The organism is Streptomyces sp. NPDC002698 (assembly GCF_042888945.1).
In the GTDB taxonomy this organism is placed as follows: domain Bacteria; phylum Actinomycetota; class Actinomycetes; order Streptomycetales; family Streptomycetaceae; genus Streptomyces.
The window spans coordinates 25,773-45,039 of sequence record NZ_JBIAQM010000018.1 but is presented as its reverse complement, the minus strand read 5'-3'; the positions used below and the strand labels follow the sequence as shown (position 1 = coordinate 45,039).

Sequence of the window (19,267 nt, the reverse complement as noted above, 5' to 3'; positions counted from 1 at the left end):
CCTCCTCAGGACAGGGTCAGGTTGAGCAGGGCGGAGGCGGTTCCGCCCCGGATGGCCTCGAAGTCGGCCTCGGAGACACGTGCGGCGCGCAGCGCACCCACGGGGTCCTTCGTGCCCATGTCGAAGGGGAAGTCGGAGCCGAGCAGGACACGGTCGGGCCCGGCGACCCGGACCAGCTCTCGCAGGACGGAGGGGTCGTGCACGAGCGAGTCGAAGTACAGCCGTTTCAGATAGCTGCTGGGCGGATGGGCGCAGCCGGCGGCCGCATCGGTGCGGGCGGACCAGGCGTGGTCGGAGCGGCCGATGTGCGTCGGCAGGTAGCCACCGCCGTGGGCGGCGATCACCTTCAGCCCCGGGTGACGGTCGAGCACTCCCGAGAAGATCAGGTGCGACAGGGCCACGGCGTTCTCCGTGGGCTGGCCGACGGTGTTGGACAGGTACCACTGGTCCAGGCGCTCATCCAGCGTGCATCCGAAGGGGTGCAGGAAGATGACGGCGCCGGTCTCCTCCGCTCGCGACCAGAAAGGTTCGTAGGCCGGGTCGGACAGTTCCAGGCCCGGAGCGTGGCTGGAGATCTCCACCCCGGCCAGGCCCTGCTCCAGCGCGTGATCGAGCGCCCCCACTGTGCGGTCCGGGTGCTGGAGCGGCACCAGCCCGAGGCCGCGCAGTCTGTGCGGAGCGGCTGAACAGTGCCTGGCCGTTGCCTCGTTGGCCAGCCGGTACAGCTTCTCGGCCGTCTCCTCGTCCGTCCAGTAGTGGTAGTGCGAGGGTGAGGGGCTGACGAGTTGGACGTCCACGCCCTGGGCGTCCATCGCGGCCAGCCGTGCGGCCGGGTCGGTGAGCTGCGGGATGCGCTCGCGCACCATGGGGCCGCTGACCGCGAGCGCCGCGGGGCCGTTGCGCCGGGCATCCAGCGCTCTCGCCGTCGCCAGTCCGGGCAGGCCGTCGACGAGGGATTCGACCTCGGGCAGCAGTACGTGAGCATGGACGTCGACGGTCGGTGAGGTCACGGCAGTTCCCTGAGCATCGTCATCGTGCGGCCCATCAGACCGGGTACGTCCGCGTCGCGTACGCCGTCGAGCTGCCACTGTCCGATCTGCACGGACGCCTCGACCACCGGACGGACGCGGGCGATCCGCCGGTCGTAGTACGCCTGGAAGAGCGCGTCGTCCCAGACCTCGGCGCTGGTCAGCAGCTGCGAGAGCACCCACGCGTCTTCCAGGGACAGGGCGGCGCCCTGCGCGAGAGTGGGCGGACAGCAGTGGGCGGCGTCACCGACCAGGACCACACGGCCCCGGTGCCAGGAGCCTTCGACCAGCATCCGGTCGAACCAGGTGTAGTTGACCTTCGCCGGATCGGTGATGTGCTCGGTGATCTCCGGCCAGAATCCCCCGTAAGCGGCGGCGAGGCCACGCATTTCGTCGGCGTAGGACTCCGGCGGGATCGACGCCCGATCGCGATTGGCCTCGACCACGTAGGCGTAGATCGTGGTGTCGCTCGTCGGACAGTAGCCGGCGATGTAGGCGGGGCCGCCGTAGGCGAGATCCGTGCGGGTCACGCCGGCAGGCCGCGGGACGGCGACACGCCAGATGGCCATACCGGTGGGTTCCGGCTTGGCGGTGATGCCGATGGCCGTACGGGTGGTGGAGCCCATCCCGTCGGCGGCGATCACCAGGTCGTAGCGGCCCTCGGTGCCGTCGGTGAAGCGAACGCTCACACCGGTGTCGTCCTGCTCCAGATGTTCGACCCGGATGCCGAGGCGCACCGAGGCGCCGCTGGCACGGACGGCGTCGATCAGGATGCGCTGCAGCTGGGGACGCTGCATGCCGACGGTGGCGGGCAGGTCGTCGCCACCGGTCCGAATGTCACGTGCGACGTGCAGGACCGTTCCGTCGGGAGCGGTGATGCCAACCGATCCGAAACCGAATCCGGATGCGCTGACCTCCTTCCACACGCCCAGTTCGCGCAGCACGCGCAAGGCGTTGCCCTGCAGAGTGATGCCCGAACCGGCGGTGGCGTTCCAGTCGTCCTTCGCCTCGATCAGGTCAACGCTCAGACCGGCGCGGCGCAGCAGGATGGTCACGGCGTTCCCGGCGGCGCCACCTCCGATCACCAGGACCGTGCGGGCTGTGCTCATGGAGGACTCCCTTGCTGAGCGCGTCACTTGATCGCGATCGGGTTGACGGGGGAACCGACGGCGCCGGTGATGCGCAGGGGTGCGGCGGTGAGCAGGAACTCGTACACCCCGTCCGCGGCGCAGTCCTCGGCCAGGGCTTCCAGGTCCCACATCTCCCCGATGAGGAGGCCGATGTTGGGTATCGCGACCTGGTGCAGGGGCTGGAAGGCGTTCTCGAACTCGTTGGGACGGACCTCGAAGCCCCAGGTGTCCGTGGCGATCGCCGCGATCTCGGTGCCGTGGAGCCAGCCCGCCGTGGTGAAAGACAGGCCAGGCGCGGGGCCGCCCGCGTACTCGCCCCACCCGTCGCGGCGTGCGCGCGCGAGTTGACCGGTGCGCACCAGCACGATGTCGCCGCGTCCCACGCGCACACCGTGTGCTTCCGCGGTGGCGGCCAGGTGCTCCTCGGTGATGGCGAATCCGTCGGGCAACTCGCCCGCGGTGCCCACGATCCGTCCCACGTCCAGGAGCACACCGCGTCCGGCGACATGGGGCGCCATGTGCTCGATACCGGTGACCAGGTCACCGTCGGAGGTGACGACCTTCTCGGCCGCACGACCGTTCCACGCCTTGCCGTGATCGAAGATGTGCCCGAGCCCGTCCCACTGCGTGGAACACTGGAGCGGCATGGCGATCACGTCGTCGGCACCGCCGATGCCGTGCGGGAACCCCTGGTGCCCGAGCGCGGCATCGGTGCCGGTGTCCAGCATGGTGTGCACCGGGTTGGTGCGCCGCCGCCAGCCCTTCTGCGGGCCGTTCATGTCGAAGGACTGCGACAGGGAGAAGCTGACCCCGCGCCGGACGAGCCCGGCACCCTCGCGGCGCTTTGCCTCGTCCAGGAAATTCAGTGTGCCGAGCCGGTCGTCCTCGCCCCAGCGGCCCCAGTTGGAGTATGTCTTGGCCGCCAGCGCGATCGCGCCTTCCGGATCGCGGGGATCGACGGCCGTCATGCCTTCGCCTCCGCCACACAGCGGGTGCTCTGGACGCCGAGCCCGGTGACCGAGCCCTCCATCACATCGCCGTCGCGCAGGAGGCGGCCCCAGTGCATGCCGTTGCCGGCCGGGCTGCCCGTGAGCACAAGATCACCCGGGAGGAGGTGCGCTGTCTGCGAGGCGTACGACACCATCCGCGCGACCTTGAAGATCATGTCCTTGGTCGATTCGTCCTGCATGGTTTCGCCGTTGAGCTTCAGCGTCACGCGCAGGTCGTCAGGATGGGCGATCGACTCTGCGGGCACGATCCACGGGCCGAGCGGCGTGAAGCCGGGCGCGTTCTTGCTGCGCAGCCAGTCCGTGCCGATCTGCGGCATGTCCCTGCGGAAGACGGTCGACCGGTCGGTCAGATCGTTGGCGATCGTGTAGCCCGCGATGTGCGCGGATGCCTCCGCGACGGACACCTGGTACGCGGGGCGACCGATCACGACCGCCAGTTCCAGCTCCCAGTCCGGCTTCTCGGCCCAGGCGGGCAGCACGACGTCGTCGTAGGGTCCCGTGATCGCACTGGGCAGGCCGATGAACACGTACGGCAGGTCCTCGGTAGCCCGCCGGTCCATGATCTCGGCCGCTTCCGCGCGTCGTTCGGCCTCGGACCGGTCATCGCCGGGGGCACGGTGGGCGACGTGCAGGTCGATCACGTGCTGCCGGTAGTTCGCACCGGACTGGAAGACCTGGCGCGGTTCGACCGGGGCATGGACGTGAAGGTCCGTGATCGGCGTGCGGCGGACGCCGGTGTCGGCGGCCAGGGCGCGCAACTGCGGCAGGGTCTTGTCCCAGCGATCCAGCAGGCTCAGCACGGTCAGCTGTTCGTCACCCAGTGCGGCCCGAAGGTCGAGAGCGTTGCCGTCCGGCATGACGAGAGCGGGGAAGCGGGGCCCGTCCGGGGCCGAGAGAGTCGCGAGGGCGAAAGGTCCGGCGAAGAGTGCGGACGCGGATTCAGGTTTCACGGACATGTCCTCCTGATTGCAGTGCGACTAATCTGGACCCCGCAGCACCGATCAGGGAAATCGATTCTGTGGATGATATTCATCCATCTAGTGGATGGCTCCGGATCGGCATCGCTCTCTAGAGGGACTTTCATGAACCTGGCCCGCTTGGATCTCAATCTCGTCGTCGCTCTGCGCGCCCTGCTGGAGGAGCGCAACGTCACCCGTGCCGGGCAGCGTGTCGGCCTCAGCCAGCCCGCGATGAGCGCTGCCCTCTCCCGGTTGCGCCGGCACTTCGACGACGACCTGCTCGCTCGGGTCGGCGGCCACTACGAGCTGACCGCGCTGGGGCAGGTCCTACTGGACCGGACCTCGACCGCCTATGACGTGCTGGAACGTCTCTTCGCCAGCCAGGCCGACTTCGACCCGGCCAAGGAGAACAGGGAATTCAAGCTGGTGGCGTCCGACTACGCCGTGGCGATCTTCGGCACCGAGCTGGCTCGTGTGATCCATGAGGAGGCTCCCGGGATTCGGCTGCGCTTCTCCCAGACCCCGACGACCGTGGTGGACGACACCGCCACCCTGCTGAGCGCCAGCGACGGGCTGTTCATGCCGCACGGTGTCATCAGCGACTTCCCCGCCACCGACCTCTACGACGACCGCTGGGTCTTTCTCGTCGCGCGGGACCACCCCAGCGTCGACGACCACCTCACCCGCAAAGACCTAGCCCGGCTTCCCTGGGTGACCTACCAGCGAACGTATGACGCCCCAGCAGTACGCCAGCTCGGCATGCTCGGGATCGAACCGCGGGTCGAGGTCTCCGTCGACAGCTTCCAGTCGCTGCCGCTGCTGGTCGCAGGTACCCGGCGCATCGCGCTGGTCCAGGAGCGTATGGCCCGGATGATGGAACCCATCGCCGCCGTCCGTGTGGTGGAGCCGCCCTACGAAGCCGTACCGCTGAGAGAGGCGCTGTGGTGGCACCCGGTGCACACACATGACGCGGCACACATCTGGCTGCGTGAGACCGCCGCGCGTGTCGGAGCCCGTCTGGCGCCCCGGGGCTGAACGGGACTTCTGAATCACCGGCTGTAACCGGCCCACCGGGCGGGAAGTCGCTGAAGCCCGACGCGACATCACCATCCACACGATGGATCGAGGGCATCAGCAACTTGGATGACGTGAGGGGTGGGCAGGCCGAGACCCGGAACGCATAGTCGTGGGACACCACCGCGCCCATCAGCCGACCGCCGGGCCGCCAGCGCACGCATCCGGCCCGGTCCGCGACACGGCGCTCTTCCCTCCCTAACGTCCCACGGAGTGTCGCCATGCCCGCTTCCGCTGCCCTGCCCGCTTCCGAACACGCGGGGGATCCGGCCGTCAGAGGCAGGCTTCCCGCCGTGCTGCTGATGGCCGGCAGCTGCCTGCCGATCCTGGGAGCTGTCCTGATCGCTCCGGTCCTGCCACGCATGCAGGACGCCTTCCGGCACGTCCCGGGCAGTGCAGCCCTCGTCCCGCTCGTGCTCACCGTCCCGGCCCTCTCCCTGGCCGTGCTCGCCCCGTTCGCCGGTGTTCTCGTCGATCGGCTCGGCCGCAAGCGCCTGCTGGTCATATCCACCGTGCTGTACGCACTGTTCGGCACCGTCCCCCTGTGGCTGGGCTCGCTCTACGGCATCGTGATCAGCCGTGTCCTGGTGGGCGTCGCCGAGGCGGCCATCATGACCTGCTGCACCACGCTGATCGGCGACTACTACAGCGGACGCACCCGCGACCGGTACCTCGCCCTGCAGACCATGTGCGCATCGGCGTCCGCCACACTCTTCTTCGTCCTTGGCGGGGCCCTCGGCTCGATCGGCTGGCGAGCACCCTTCTGGCTGTACGTCGTCGGCGTGCTGCTCGCTCCGGTGATGGCCAGGGTGCTGCCCGCTCCAACTGCGACGGCTGAGCCGACAGCAGCCGACCCACACCCCTTCCCGCTGCGGCGCATGGCGGGGATCTGCCTGCTGACCGTCTTCGGCGCGGTGGTCTTCTACACCGTGCCCGTGGAGATGTCCTATCTCATGGACGACCTGGGTGTGCGGTCCACCGGCGTGGTGGGCGCGGTCACGGCGCTGGCCAGCGCTGCCACCGTCGCGGGCTCGGTGATCTTCACCCGGCTCACCGATCGGCCCCGCCGCCGCATGCCGGTCCTCTTCCTCCTGTGCGCCCTCGGCTTCGTGCTGATGGGAGCGACGGACCACGTCGCCCTTCTCATCGTCGGCGCCGTCGTCAACTGCGTCGGAACGGGGCTGCTTCTTCCCTCCCTGCTGACCATGGCACTGTCCCGGCTCGACTTCGCCGACCGCGGCCGCGGCACCGGCCTGTGGACCGCGGCCTTCTTCCTCGGCGAATTCGCCTGCCCGCTTGCCCTGTTGGCCGCCAAGGATGTGCTGGGAACGCTGGCCTCGGCCGTCGTGCTGCTCGGCCTGCTCACGATGCTGGTCTCGGCCGCTCTGCTTCCCTTGACGCGCCGATCACCGAAGACGCTGCCTCAGCATGTTCCCGAAAGCATCTGACCCTGACGGGTCACCGCGCCGGCGTCCGCATGGTCGACCGGCGCACGACCAGTTCCGGCTGCAGCACGACGTGGGTGTGCTCGTGCGCGGCGGGTTCGGCGGTGTCCTCAAGGAGCAGCCGGCCCGCCTCCCGGCCCAACGTGAGGGCCGGTCGTCGCACAGAGGTGAGCGGAACAACAGCGGACGCGGCGAACTCGATGTCGTCGTACCCGACCACTCCGATGTCTTCCGGCACGCGCAGACCAGCCTCGTACAGTGCCTGCATCACGCCAAGCGCCAGCAGATCGTTGGCGCAGAAGACAGCGGTGGGGCGCTTTCTGAGGCCGAGGATCCTGTGCCCGGCGTCTCTGCCGGCGCTCACGGTGAGCGCCGGGCACGGCAGGTCCCGAAGCGACTCCGCCGGAAGACCGGCCATGTTGACCGCGATGGCGGCCCCCCTGCGCCGGTCCCGAACCTGCTGGAGACGGTCGGGTCCACTGACGTAGCCGATCGACCGGTGTCCCTGCTGGATCAGGTGGCGTACAGCGGCCTGTCCTCCCGCGACGTCGTCGATGCCGACCGAACATGCCCCCGGTTGAGGGGCGTTCTGGTCCGCGATGACGTACGGCACCCCGTTGCGACGGAAGCCCGCCACCCTGCGTCCCGTGCCGTCTCCGGAGGCCAGTACCGCGCCGCGGACCCGGTGCGAGGTGATCAGCGAAAGGTGACGGGCCTCGTCGGCCGGTCCTCGACCAGTCGTGCACACCATGACACCGAGGTCCGCCTCGAGCGCGGCCTGCTCGACACCGGCGGCCAGCGCGGTGAAGAAGGGATTGGCCAGATCGAGGACAAGGACGGCCACGAGCCTAGAGGTGAAGCCGCGCAACTGGCGCGCTCCGTCCGAACGCACGTATCCCAGGGCGTCTATGACGTCCAGGACCCGCTGCCGGGTCGGAGAGGCCACGATGTCGGGGCGGTTGAGGACATTGGACACCGTGCCGAGCGAGACGCCGGCTTCCCGAGCCACGTCCTTGATGCCCACTCTGCGTCGGGCTGCGGCTTCCCGGGAGGTTGTGGTGTGGCGTCGCGGTGGCTCGCGCCGGGCCGCGGGCACGGTGGGCATCGTCCGTTCCACGGTCTACCGGCCTCCTGGCGTTGCCGTGCTCTTCCGCACGACCAGACGCGGGGTCATGGTGGTGCGGATCGCCCGGTCTCGGCGGCCTTCGACTCGCTCGATGAGAAGGCGCGCGGCTGTCGAGCCCATGGTGTGTCCGGCCTGGTCGACGCTGGTCAGCTGGACAGGGGCCAGGGCCGCGAGGGCCGTGTTGTTGTAGCCGACGAGGGAAAGATCCTCGGGGATGCGCAGGCCGAGTTCGTGGGCGGCGCGGTAGATGCCCAGGGCCGCGACGTCTGCACCGGTCATGATGGCCGTGGGGGCGCGTTCCGCGGTCAACAAGGTCATGCCGGCCTTGAAACCGCCGTCGTCGGAGTACGCGGCATGGTGCACCTGGGCGTGGTCGGCGAGACCATGCCGCTGCATGGCCTCCATGTAGCCGGAGGCGAGCACGATCTCGGGTGTCCTCTTCCACTGGCCCGTCTTGGCTCCGGACGCCGAGACAAGGGCGATGTCGCGGTGGCCGAGGGAGACCAGATGGTCCACCACCAGGCCGGCGCCGACATCGTCCGCGTCCACGACCGAGTCGTGGCTGTCCGCGGCGTCGTCATGGCCGATCACGACCGTGGGCGTCGACGCAGCGGTGGCGAGGACCTCCGGACGGGGCGTGCTCGGCGCGATGAGGATCAGGCCGTCCATCTGGCGGTCCACCATGGAACGGATGGTGCGTGCCTGGTCCTGGCCGTCGAACCCGGCCGCTCCGATCAGCACGGTGTAATCGGAATGGCGCAGCTCATCCCGGATGCCGTCCAGGATGTCGGCGAAGAAGGCGTTGCGGACGTTGTCCAGCAGGACACCGATCGTGTAGGTCCGCCCGCGCATGCCACGGGCGGCCGCGTGTGGGCGGTAGTTGAGCGCGGTGATCGCGGCCTGCACCTTCTCGTGCATGGCCGGGCTCACCCCGTAGGCGTTGTTGAGCACCTTGGACACGGCCGCGGTGGACACGCCTGCGTGCCGGGCGACATCGGTGATCGTCACGCGCTTGTTCTGCCTGGGTTCTGCAGCGCCGTCCATCGCCCGCACTCCGGTTCTCGTGGTCGTTGGTGTAACGGTTTACAGGATGTCACACGCCCAGCGTCAAGTCTCTTACTGAAATCCCTGGTGTTACAGCTCCGTGTCTTGACGGAGTCGGGTGACAGGTGCAGGGTGTTGCCCACTCGATATGGAGAACGTTTTACGAACTCCACCGCGGCGCGGCCGCCTGTCGCTCTCGGCGCCGTCCTCGCGCCTTCCGCCTCACATCTCGCTTCTTCTCCAACCTCTGGGAGTCACCCGTGTCCCTTCGCACGATCCGCGCTCGGCGCACACGTCTGAGCCTGTTCACGGCCGGCGCGGCCTCCATGGCGCTGCTCGCCACCGCATGCGGCGGCAGCGGGAGTGGCACCGCGGCGGCGCCGAAGAACTTCAGCTACCTCAGTGTCACCGAGAACACCACCGTCAAGACGGCCCTGACCAGCCTCTCCGAGGGTTCGTGCAAGTCCGCGAACGACGCGCTGCCTCTGAAGGTGGAGACCGTCCCCCAGGCAAGCCTCGACCAGAAGCTGCAGCTGCTGGCCGGGCAGGGCGCCCTGCCGGTGCAGTTCGCTGCGGGCAACGCCCCCGCGCTCACCCAGAAGCTCGCCAAGTCGGGGAAGATCGCCGACCTGGAAGCCAAGCTGAAGGAGCTGGGAGTCGACGACCAGCTGGAGCCGGCCGCCGTGTCGACGATCAAGGCACTGTACGGCGGCAAGCTGGAGGTCCTGCCGTACGAGTACAACATCGAGGGCGTCTTCTACAACAAGAAGATCTTCGAGGCCAACGGCCTGAAGGTCCCCGGGACCTGGGACCAGCTGGTCGCTTCAGCCGCCAAGCTCCAGGCCAAGGGCATCCAGCCCTTCTCCGCCTCCGGGCAGCAGGGCTGGCCGCTCACCCGCCTCATCAGCGGCTACCTCTACCGCAGTCTTGGCCCGGACGCACTCAAGGACGTCGCCGACGGCAAGGCCAAGCTGACCGACCCGCAGTACGTCAAGGCCGCCACCGAGATCGCCGCACTCGGCAAGAAGGGCTACTTCGGCAAGGGCGTCGGCTCCATCGACTACGACACCGCCATGAACCAGTTCCTCACCGGCAAGGCCGCCATGTTCTACATGGGCAGCTGGGCGCTGGCGAACATCGCGGACGCCAAGCAGGACAAGATCGGCGCGGGCAACGTCGGCTTCATGCCCTTCCCGGCCGTGTCCGGCGGCAAGGGCTCCATCGACCAGTACCCGTCCAACGTCGGCCTCGGTATCACCCTGGGCGCCAAGTCCTTCGACAAGAACACCGGCGCCTGGGTCTCCTGCATCGCCAAGAACTACGGCAGCAAGGCCCTCAAGGACCACGGCTCGATCTCCGGCTTCAAGGTCAACACCCCGGTCACCGACGCCAACGAGGTCACCACCCAGGTACGCGACACCATCAGCGCCTCCAAGCAGAACGTGCTGTGGTTCGAGGCCCTGTTCGGCACCAAGGCCACCACGGTCAGCCAGACCAACGCCGCGGGCCTGGTCAGCGGAAGCATGAGCCCCAAGCAGTTCATGCAGACCGTCCAGGACGCGCTGTCCGCTCAGTGAGCCGACCGGGGCGGCGTGCCTGACGCCGCACGCGCCAACAGCGCGCCGCCCCCGCGCCCACTGGGCACAACTCCTCATCGTCATCGAAGTGGATACCACTCATGCACCGCGTACTCGGTGACCGCAGGGCGGTCGCGATCCTGCTCGGTCCCGCGCTTGTCGTCTATTCCCTGATCATGCTCGTCCCGATGGTGTGGTCGCTCGGCTACTCCTTCACCAAGGGCAACTCCATCGACGGCTTCACCGGCAACGGTGTCGCCAACTTCTCCCGTCTTCTCGATGATCCGGCCGTCCGCCAGGCTTTGTGGTTCACCCTCAAGTACGCCGTCGTCGTCACCGCCGGCCAGGTGGTCGCGGGCTACCTCCTGGCCCTGCTCTACGTCTTCTTCCTCAAGCGCGCCTCCGCGCTCGTGCGAACCCTCGTGTTCTTCCCGGTCGTGCTGCCCACGGTCGCCGTCGGCCTGCTCTTCCAGAAGTTCTTCCAGGTCGCGCCACAGACCGGCCCCGTCAACTCGCTGCTGAACGCGGTGGGCATCGACTCCATCGACTTCTTCGGAAGCTCCTCGAGCGCCTTCTGGGTCCTCATCGTCATGGACATCTGGCGCTCCATGGGCTTCTACGCCGTACTGCTCTTCGCCGGTCTCGTCGACATCCCCGAGGAAGTCCTCGAGTCCGCCCGCCTCGACGGAGCGACCGGTCTGCGACTGGTACGCCACATCGTGCTGCCGCTGTCCCTGCCCGTGCTCATGTCATCTCTGATCTTCAGCATCAACGGGACGCTGAAAGCCTTCGACTCCATCGTCGCGCTCACCAACGGCGGCCCGGGCAACAGCACGACGCCACTGACCCTGTACATGTTCCAGACGTCGTTCTCCTACGGCGACTACGGCTACGGCAGCACCATCGCCGTGCTGCTCACCGTGGTGTGCCTGCTGGTGAGCCTGGTCGTCTTCCGCGTCTCACGGCGCGACCTCACGGAAAGCTGACAACCATGGCCATCGACACCCCTGTGAAGGCCAACGCGCATCGGGCAAACCGCGAACCGTCCGCCGCCTCCGGACGGCCCCGGCGGCGCGTCCAGCTCAGCAAGGTGTGGGTGAAGATCGTCGTCACCCTGCTGCTGGTCATCGAGATCTACCCGCTCGTCTGGATGTTCCTGACCTCACTGAAGTCCAACAACGACTACCTCAACCACTCCACCTGGAGCCTGCCCACCACGTGGGAGTGGGGCAACTACACCGAAGCGTGGACCACGGGCCACATCGGCCTCTATGTCCGCAACAGCCTGCTCGCCGTCGTCCCGGCGCTGGCCCTGATCCTGCTGCTGGGAGCGGCCGCCGGCTTCGCACTCCAGGTCATGGTGTGGAAGGGACGCAACCTGACCCTGCTGGTCTTCCTGGCCGGCATGATGGTGCCACCGCAGATGATCCTGCTTCCCCTGTTCACGGTGTACTTCCAGACCGGCCTGTCCGGCACTCTGTGGCCGCTGATTCTCACCTACACCGGCACCGGCCTGCCCCTGACCGTCTTCATGATGGCCACCTACTACAAGTCCGTTCCCCGTGAACTCTTCGAGGCCGCCACGATCGACGGCGCCGGGATCCTGCGCTCCTTTTGGACCATCAGCGTCCCGATGGTCCGCAACGCACTCCTGACCGTCGGCCTGGTCGAGTTCTTCTTCATCTGGAACGACCTGCTGATCGCCCTCACCTTCACCAACAGCCAGGACCTGCGCACCGTCCAGGTCGGCCTGCTCAACTTCACCGGCGACTTCGGCGCCACCCAGTACGGCCCCCTGTTCGCCGCCATCTGTCTCAACGTTTTCGGCACCCTCCTGATCTACCTCTTCCTCAACCAGAAGGTCATGAAGGGCCTCACTTCCGGAGCGCTCAAGGGCTGACCTCCGAAGCCCACCCGCTCCCGCACGTGAAGAAAGGTTCCCCTTGTCGACCCCCCAACCCGCCCCGGTCTCCTTCGAACACCTCCCGGACGGCCTCGGCATCGGTACGGCCACCCCGCGACTGACCTGGAAGCTTCCCCCCGGCTCCGGCAGCCAGCAGGCGTACGAGGTCCGGCTCGAACGGGCCGGCCGTCAGCGCGGCACCGGTCGGATCGAAGGCAGCGACCAGGTACTGGTGCCCTGGCCCGATGAACCGCTGACCTCACGTGAGAACGTGATCGTCCGAGTCCGGGTCTGGACGGATGGAGCCGTGGCTCCTTCCGCCTGGAGCGAGCCCAGTGCTGTGGAAGCCGGCCTGCTCGATCCAGCGGACTGGCGTGCCGTCCCCGTCGGCTGCGGATGGACCGAGGATCCGGCCGCCGAACGCCGTCCGGCCCGGGTCCGCAAAGACTTCCACCTCGATCGCCCGATCACCCGAGCCCGTCTCTACGTCACCGCGCACGGCCTGTACGAGGTGGAGATCAACGGACTCCGGGTGGGCAGCGAGACCCTCGCCCCAGGCTGGACGGTCTACCCCCACCGCCTGCGCTACCGCACCCACGACGTCACCGCCCACCTCGGCACCGGCGCCAACGTGATCGGAGCCTGGCTCGGCGATGGCTGGTACCGCGGCAAATACGGATTCGACGGCGGTACCCGAAACATCTACGGCGATGACCAAGCTCTCATCGCTCAGTTGGAAGTGACCTACGACGACGGCACCACAGCGGTGATCGCCACGGACGCCACCTGGACGGCGGCCACCGGCCCCATCGCCAGCAGCGGCCTCTATGAGGGCGAGCACTTCGACGCCCGGCTCGACGACCCCCATTGGGCGACCATCACGCCTGAGCGGCACGATGAGTGGACCCCCGTACGGCTCGGCAACCGGAACCCGCGCACACTCGTCGCCCCCCAGGGCCCACCCGTTCGCTGCACCCAGGAGATGGCCCCCACCGCCATCACACGAACCGCCGACGGCCGACACCTTCTCGACTTCGGCCAGAACCTCGTCGGCCGTCTCCGCCTCACCGCCGACGGACCCGCCGGCACCACCATCACCATCCGCCACGCCGAGGTGCTCCAGGACGGAGAACTGGCCACTCAGCCCCTGCGCGAGGCGTACTCCACCGACACCCTGATTCTTTCCGGGCATGGTCCGTACACGTGGGAGCCCCGGTTCACCCTGCACGGCTTCCGCTACGCCGAAATCAGCGGCTGGCCAGGAGAGTTGACCCAGGAGTCGGTGACGGCCCGTGTCTATCACACAGACATGCGCCGTACGGGCTGGTTCGAATGCAGCGATCCGCTGATCAACCGGCTCCACGAAAATGTCGTATGGAGCATGCGCGGCAATTTCGTCGACATCCCCACCGACTGTCCCCAGCGCGACGAACGCCTGGGTTGGACGGGCGACCTTCAGGTCTTCGCCCCGACCGCGAGCTTCCTCTACGACTGCGCCGGCATGCTGGACTCGTGGCTCACCGACGTCGAGCTCGAGCAGCTTCCCGACGGCACCATCCCCTGGTACGTTCCCGTCATCCCCGGCAAGCCGATGTGGACACCGATCCAGCCCGGCGCCGCCTGGGGAGACGTCGCCACGCTCACCCCCTGGACCCTGTACCGGCGCTTCGGCGACCTTCAGATCCTGAGCCGCAACTACGCCATGGCCAAGGCATGGGTGGACCTCGTCGAACGGCTTGCCGGCCCCGCTCGCCTCTGGGACACCGGATTCCAGCTGGGTGACTGGCTCGACCCCGCCGCTCCGCCGGATGACCCGGCAGCAGGTTGCACGGACCGCTACCTGGTGGCCACGGCCTACTTCGCGTATTCCGCCCGTCACCTGTCCCTGGCCGCAGCCGAACTGGGCATGAAGCGGGACACCGAGCGATACGCCGCACTGGCCGAAGAGGTAGCGGCCGCCTTCCGCCACCGGTACGTACTGCCCGGCGGCAGCATGACCAGCGACAGCCCCACCGCCTACGCACTCGGTATCGCCTTCGACCTCCTCACCGAGCCGCAACGCCGCGCAGCCGGCGCACGGCTGGCAGAGCTGGTCCTCGCCGATGAAGCCCGAATCGCCACGGGATTCGTGGGGACGCCGGTGATCTGTGACGCACTCACAGACACCGGTCACCTCGACGTCGCCTACCGCCTGCTGACCCAGACCGAATGCCCATCCTGGCTCTATCCGGTCACGCAAGGCGCGACCACCATCTGGGAGCGCTGGGACAGCCTTCGCCCCGACGGCACCCTCAATCCCGGCGGAATGACCTCCTTCAACCACTACGCCCTTGGAGCCGTCGCCGACTGGCTCCACCGCGTCGTCGGAGGCATAGCCGAGGCCGGGCCCGGCTACCGGCAGCTCGTCTTCCAACCGCGGCCCGGCGGCGGTATCACCTGGGCGCGGACACGCCACGAAACGCCCTACGGCGCTGCGGCATTGTCGTGGGAGACGACCGCCGAAGGCCGGATGCACGTCCATGCCGTCGTGCCGGACGGCTGCTCGGGCGTCGTGCGGCTACCAGGGTGTCCGCCAGTCCACGTCGGGCCAGGGAAGCATGACCTCGACTCCTGGGAACTCCTGCAGGAAACAGCCTGAAAGACATTCATCGATTCCAAACAGTCCGGCGCCGCTTGCGGCGCCGGACTGTTTCTCTTTGGCATTCATTGGGGCTTCATCATTCGCCTGGTCGATGGCGTCCATCGATACGCCTTATGGTGACTCGAGTCGACCGCTCGTTTCACATTGAAATTTCACATGCGCATTTCAATTTGAGCGTTAAGTGTGCTGGTCAGTGACATTTCTGTTGTGTGGTTGCCAAAAGGGTTGACCCTTCTGGGTGGGCCCTCTAGTTTGTCCGTTCAACAAGCGTACGCAACACAGAAATCCCCACTCCATCGCCGCTACTGCTGCCGCGGGACTCGGTAGGCAAGCAGGCGATTCTGGGAACATCGCAGGGATCCGTCTCCCTTCCCCGAACCGGGGCCGGCCGTGAACCTGACCCAATCGGCCGGCCCCCTCTTTTTCTGTGTGCGTATATCCGTCCCCCCTTCGGAGAGCCGCCGTGAAAAGAAGAACGTTTCTGTCTGCCGCCACCCTCACCGCAATAGGGCTGAGCATGGCTCCCCTGATGACCGACGCGGCCGCCGCAGCGCCCTCCGCGACACCGCAGGACCAGGCGGACGCGATGCTCGCCCGCATGACAGCAGCCGAGAAGGAAGCGCTCGTCCGGTGCGACTTCGCGACCGTCGCCCACCTCGGCATTCCGGCTCTGACCATGGTGGATGCCTCGGCCGGTCTGCGCGGCGAGCAGGGCGTGACCGCATTTCCGGTTCCGGTCGCGCAGGCGGCGACCTTCGACGCCAACCTGGCGGCACGCATCGGCACGGCGATCGGCGCGGAGGGCCGGGCCAAGGGCTACAACAACCTCCTCGGCCCCACCATCGACCTCACCCGGACCTGGCATTCCGGCCGGCAGTCCGAAGGCATGGGCGAGGACCCCTTGCTGGCCGGCCAGTTGGGCGCGGCTCTCACCACCGGCATACAGAGCCAGAACGTCGCAGCCACGGTCAAGCACTTCGCCGCCTACACGCAAGAGACCAACCGCTTCTCCACAGACACCAAGGTCTCCGACCGCGCACTGCACGAACTGTACGAGGCGCCGTTCCGCCGCGTTGTCACAGCCGCCCCGACCACCTCGGTCATGATGGCCTACCCCAAGATCAACGGGACCTTCGCGACACAGAGCCCCGCCCTCTTCGACGACGTGAAGAAGACCATCGGACTGCAGGGCTACACCGTGCCGGACTTCTGGGCGGGAGACGACCAAGTCGCCGCCGCGCGAGCCGGCATGGACCTCGCCGGACTCGGCCCCTACGCGGTCAAGATCCCCGCCGGAGGACTCACCGGCGGTGCGATACCGAGCACTCGGCTGGACGACGCAGCCCGACGCATCCTGGTCACGATGTACGCGAACGGCCTCTTCGATCATCCCGTGCCCACTCCGGCGGCCGACGTCAGTACCCAGGACCACCAGGACCTCGCCCACGAGAGCGCCGTCGCCTCCTTGGTGCTTCTGGCCAACCGCTCCGCCGCACTGCCGTTGCCGACCACTCTGAAATCCCTGGCCGTCATCGGTCCGGCCGGCAGGGACGTCTTCACCGGCGTGGGCGGCTCCACCTACGTCGATCCGGGATCATGGACGACCCCCCTGGACGCCATCCGCGCCCGCGCGGGCAGCGCCGTCACCGTCACGCACGCACAGGGCACCAAGGGAGATCTCCCCCTGACCGCGGTGCCCTCCACCGTGCTGCGCAACGGCGCCGGGACCCCGGGCCTGTCCGCCACCTACTACTCGGGAGCAGACGCCTCCGGCACCCCGCTCACCACCCGCACGGACACCGGTATCGACTTCACCTCCGCTCCCGTGGACAACCTGCCCGACGTGTGGTCCGCGAAGTGGACCGGCACCCTGGTTCCAACGACCACGGGCTTGCACCGCTTCTCCCTGCTCGCCGCGGGAACCGCCACCTTGAAGATCAACGGCACCACGGTCGCCACCGGCGCCCGGCACAGCCGCCGATTCTTCCTCGGCCCCTACGACTACCCCCTCCAGGGCACCGCCGCGCTGACCGCCGGAAAGGCCGTCACCATCGAGGTGACCTACACCAACGCCACCACAGACGCCGGTACCTGCGGGCTCACGCTGGGCTGGCAGCCCGATTCCCTGATACCCGCCGCAGTCGACGCGGCGCGCGCCGCGGATGCGGCCGTCGTCTTCGTCAACCGGGTCGCCGGAGAGGACATGGACCACCTGGCACTCGGCCTGCCCGGTGATCAGGAACAGCTCATCGCCGCCGTGGCAGCGGTCAACCCGCGCACCACGGTCGTCCTCAACACCGACGGTCCCGTTTCCATGCCCTGGCTCGGCGACGTCGAGGCCGTGCTCCAAGCCTGGTACGGAGGCCGCGGCATGGGCACGGCGCTGGCCGCGGTCCTCTTCGGAGACAGCGACCCCTCCGGCCGCCTGCCCGTCACCTTCCCCGCCGACGCCACCCAAGGGCCGGGCACCACACCCGCGGCCTACCCCGGCAGCAACGGAGCCGTCTCCTACGACGAGGGCATCGCCATCGGCTACCGCTACTACGACAGCAAGGGGCAGCAGCCGCGCTTCCCCTTCGGCCACGGCCTGTCATACGCCACCTTCGCCCACGGCTCCCTCGAGGCAACCTACGACAAGAGCGCCAAGACAGTGACGGTGGGCGTGACCGTCACCAACACCAGCTCACGCAAGGGCACGGAACTCGTGCAGGTCTATGCCGCACTGCCGAGTGCTGCCGCCGCCGAGCCGAAGCGGCTCGTCGCGTTCCGCAAAATCAGCCTGGCCCCGGCTGGCTCCCAGCGGCTCACGGTCACCATTCCCTTGGACAACCTCACCATCTGGAAGGCAGGCGCCTGGGCGCTTGTCCCCGGCACGTACACCTTCGCCACTGCGCACAGTTCCCGCGACCTGACCGCGCAGCGAGCCGTGCCCATCAGCTGACGCAGTCCCAGCCGGCGCGTCACGCCGTCCGCCTCCTCGCCACGGCGTGACGCGCCTTTGTCATTCCGGCTCGTCGAACTCCGCCTCCACAACTACATGGAGCCCGCCCGTGTCCCGCAGACCGAGACCCTTTTGCTTCGCCGCATCCCTGACGTTGAGCATGGCACTTTTGACCAGCTGCTCCGTCATCGGAGCCGGCAGTGACACCTCGGACACCGAGGTGTCCGTCAGGGCCAACATCACCGACAAGGCTTCGATGCAGGCCGTCGTCGCGGCCTTCCACCGGAGCCACCCCAGCATCCACGTCAGCGTCAGCTACGCCGACACCAACACCCTGCAAAAGGAGCTTCCGCAGCAGCTTCGGGCAGGCAACGCGCCGGATGTCTTCACCGTCTGGCCCGGCAGCGGCAATCCTGCCTCCGTCCTGGCCTTGGAAGAGGACGACTTCCTGGAAGCACTCAGCCTGCGCTTCTTCGCCGGCCGGATCCCGGACAGCATGCGACCTGTAACCGACGGCAACGTCGGTACATACCTGGTACCTGTCACCTTCAGCGCCATCGGCGCGATCTACTCGGCGGAAACGCTCAAGGCCATCGGCGGAACCCGGCCCACCACCTACAGCGGCCTCCTCGCCCTGTGCGAAACCGCCCGCCGGCACGGGAAGGTGCTCTTCGCACTGGGCAACCAGACCCCATGGGTCACCCAGCTCGTCGACTACACACTGGTCGCCACCACGGTGTACGCCCACGACCCCGACTTCGACACGCAGATGGAGTCCGGCAAGGAGACCTTCGCCCGGTCGGGATGGCGCCAGGCCATGGCCAAGTACCTGGAGATGCGCGATCGTGGCTGCTTCAGCCCCGCTCCGCTCAAAACCAGCTACGAGAATGCCCTCGACCAAGTAGCCGACGGGAAAGCAGTGGGAGTGGTCCAGGTCGCCAGCACTCTTGCCACTCTGCGTTCCGCGGCCCCGGACATGCACTTTCGGATGACGGCCCTGCCCGCCACGGATCAGCCGGATGAAACCCGGATACCTGGCGCCGTCTCCGCCGCCTACGGGCTCAACGCCAAGACCCCCCACCGCAAAGCGGCACTGGTGTTCGTGGACTTCCTGGGATCAGAACGGGGCCAGAACCTGTACAACCGGTCCGGAGCGACGCTGCCTGCTCTGCCCAACAACTCCTTCTCCGTCGATCCCGCCGTCGCGGAGGTGGCACGGCGGCAGAAGGACGGAACGACGGTACCGTTCATGGATCAGCGATGGCCCAACTCAGAGGTGCAGCAGACACACTTCGAGCAGGTGCACGCCCTCTTCGCAGGCACCACGGACATCGCTCACGCACTGGCTGCCATGGACCGTGCGTACGAGTAGACGCAGAAACGGACACC

General features: G+C 67.8%; 14 protein-coding genes. 8 read left to right on the top strand and 6 right to left on the bottom strand.

Annotation, left to right across the window (positions count from 1 at the left end):
- Positions 1 to 5 precede the first annotated feature (5 nt).
- The 4 genes from ACFYW9_RS24325 to ACFYW9_RS24310 are packed head-to-tail and all read right to left on the bottom strand — an operon-like array spanning position 6 to position 4,124.
- Positions 6 to 1,010: an amidohydrolase family protein gene (locus ACFYW9_RS24325; RefSeq protein ID WP_389154031.1), complete on the bottom strand. Its 1,005-nt coding sequence runs from the start codon at positions 1,008 to 1,010 to the stop codon at positions 6 to 8.
- Entirely contained in the window at positions 1,007 to 2,137 is a 1,131-nt protein-coding gene (locus ACFYW9_RS24320; protein ID WP_389154028.1) for an FAD-dependent oxidoreductase, read from the bottom strand. The genes ACFYW9_RS24325 and ACFYW9_RS24320 overlap by 4 nt, the downstream gene beginning before the upstream one ends.
- Before the next feature lie 23 nt (positions 2,138 to 2,160).
- Positions 2,161 to 3,126, bottom strand: coding sequence for a cyclase family protein (locus ACFYW9_RS24315; protein ID WP_389154025.1), 966 nt, complete (start codon positions 3,124 to 3,126; stop codon positions 2,161 to 2,163).
- A complete protein-coding gene (locus tag ACFYW9_RS24310) occupies positions 3,123 to 4,124 on the bottom strand; it encodes a fumarylacetoacetate hydrolase family protein (RefSeq protein WP_389154022.1) in 1,002 nt (333 codons plus the stop codon). Before ACFYW9_RS24310 ends, ACFYW9_RS24315 begins: the two co-directional genes overlap by 4 nt.
- Before the next feature lie 126 nt (positions 4,125 to 4,250).
- Between ACFYW9_RS24310 and ACFYW9_RS24305 the strand changes: the two genes are divergently transcribed.
- Positions 4,251 to 5,162: a LysR family transcriptional regulator gene (locus ACFYW9_RS24305; RefSeq protein WP_389154019.1), complete on the top strand. Its 912-nt coding sequence runs from the start codon at positions 4,251 to 4,253 to the stop codon at positions 5,160 to 5,162.
- Positions 5,163 to 5,422: 260 nt separating this feature from the next.
- Positions 5,423 to 6,649, top strand: a complete 1,227-nt coding sequence (locus tag ACFYW9_RS24300) for an MFS transporter (RefSeq protein ID WP_389154016.1) — start codon at positions 5,423 to 5,425, stop codon at positions 6,647 to 6,649.
- Between the two features lie 10 nt (positions 6,650 to 6,659).
- On the opposite strand, the gene ACFYW9_RS24295 is transcribed toward ACFYW9_RS24300, so the two are convergent.
- Together ACFYW9_RS24295 and ACFYW9_RS24290 are read right to left on the bottom strand one after the other, a co-directional pair.
- Positions 6,660 to 7,655, bottom strand: a complete 996-nt coding sequence (locus ACFYW9_RS24295; protein ID WP_389154013.1) for a LacI family DNA-binding transcriptional regulator — start codon at positions 7,653 to 7,655, stop codon at positions 6,660 to 6,662.
- A gap of 111 nt (positions 7,656 to 7,766) precedes the next feature.
- Positions 7,767 to 8,780 (bottom strand): LacI family DNA-binding transcriptional regulator, encoded by a 1,014-nt coding sequence (locus tag ACFYW9_RS24290; RefSeq protein WP_389154008.1) that lies wholly within the window; start codon positions 8,778 to 8,780, stop codon positions 7,767 to 7,769.
- Between the two features lie 296 nt (positions 8,781 to 9,076).
- On the opposite strand from ACFYW9_RS24290, the gene ACFYW9_RS24285 reads away from it, so the two are divergent.
- The 6 genes from ACFYW9_RS24285 (at position 9,077) to ACFYW9_RS24260 (ending at position 19,250) form a co-directional block, all read left to right on the top strand.
- The gene (locus ACFYW9_RS24285) at positions 9,077 to 10,393 is read left to right on the top strand and encodes an ABC transporter substrate-binding protein (RefSeq protein WP_389154005.1); all 1,317 of its coding nucleotides are present in this window, start codon (positions 9,077 to 9,079) and stop codon (positions 10,391 to 10,393) included.
- 101 nt (positions 10,394 to 10,494) lie between these two features.
- Positions 10,495 to 11,379 carry a carbohydrate ABC transporter permease gene (locus tag ACFYW9_RS24280; RefSeq protein ID WP_389154002.1) on the top strand — a complete coding sequence of 295 codons (885 nt, stop codon included), beginning with the start codon at positions 10,495 to 10,497 and terminating at the stop codon, positions 11,377 to 11,379.
- Positions 11,380 to 11,384: 5 nt separating this feature from the next.
- Complete coding sequence (locus tag ACFYW9_RS24275; protein ID WP_389153999.1) at positions 11,385 to 12,293, top strand: carbohydrate ABC transporter permease; 909 nt, start codon at positions 11,385 to 11,387, stop codon at positions 12,291 to 12,293.
- 43 nt (positions 12,294 to 12,336) lie between these two features.
- Positions 12,337 to 14,934 carry a family 78 glycoside hydrolase catalytic domain gene (locus ACFYW9_RS24270; RefSeq protein ID WP_389153996.1) on the top strand — a complete coding sequence of 866 codons (2,598 nt, stop codon included), beginning with the start codon at positions 12,337 to 12,339 and terminating at the stop codon, positions 14,932 to 14,934.
- A 520-nt stretch (positions 14,935 to 15,454) separates the two neighbouring features.
- Positions 15,455 to 17,878 carry a glycoside hydrolase family 3 C-terminal domain-containing protein gene (locus ACFYW9_RS24265; protein ID WP_389153993.1) on the top strand — a complete coding sequence of 808 codons (2,424 nt, stop codon included), beginning with the start codon at positions 15,455 to 15,457 and terminating at the stop codon, positions 17,876 to 17,878.
- Positions 17,879 to 18,038: 160 nt separating this feature from the next.
- On the top strand, positions 18,039 to 19,250 hold the full coding sequence (locus ACFYW9_RS24260) for an ABC transporter substrate-binding protein (protein WP_389153990.1): 1,212 nt from the start codon (positions 18,039 to 18,041) through the stop codon (positions 19,248 to 19,250).
- Positions 19,251 to 19,267 lie beyond the last annotated feature (17 nt).

Excerpts from the sequence above, each read along its gene's own strand:
- ACFYW9_RS24265 (WP_389153993.1), top strand. The coding sequence starts at position 15,455 with ATGGCTCCCCTGATGACCGACGCGGCCGCCGCAGCGCCCTCCGCGACA.
- ACFYW9_RS24315 (WP_389154025.1), bottom strand. The coding sequence starts at position 3,126 with ATGACGGCCGTCGATCCCCGCGATCCGGAAGGCGCGATCGCGCTGGCG.
- ACFYW9_RS24280 (WP_389154002.1), top strand. The coding sequence starts at position 10,495 with ATGCACCGCGTACTCGGTGACCGCAGGGCGGTCGCGATCCTGCTCGGT.
- ACFYW9_RS24305 (WP_389154019.1), top strand. The coding sequence starts at position 4,251 with ATGAACCTGGCCCGCTTGGATCTCAATCTCGTCGTCGCTCTGCGCGCC.
- ACFYW9_RS24320 (WP_389154028.1), bottom strand. The coding sequence starts at position 2,137 with ATGAGCACAGCCCGCACGGTCCTGGTGATCGGAGGTGGCGCCGCCGGG.
- ACFYW9_RS24310 (WP_389154022.1), bottom strand. The coding sequence starts at position 4,124 with ATGTCCGTGAAACCTGAATCCGCGTCCGCACTCTTCGCCGGACCTTTC.
- ACFYW9_RS24275 (WP_389153999.1), top strand. The coding sequence starts at position 11,385 with ATGGCCATCGACACCCCTGTGAAGGCCAACGCGCATCGGGCAAACCGC.
- ACFYW9_RS24260 (WP_389153990.1), top strand. The coding sequence starts at position 18,039 with ATGGCACTTTTGACCAGCTGCTCCGTCATCGGAGCCGGCAGTGACACC.
- ACFYW9_RS24300 (WP_389154016.1), top strand. The coding sequence starts at position 5,423 with ATGCCCGCTTCCGCTGCCCTGCCCGCTTCCGAACACGCGGGGGATCCG.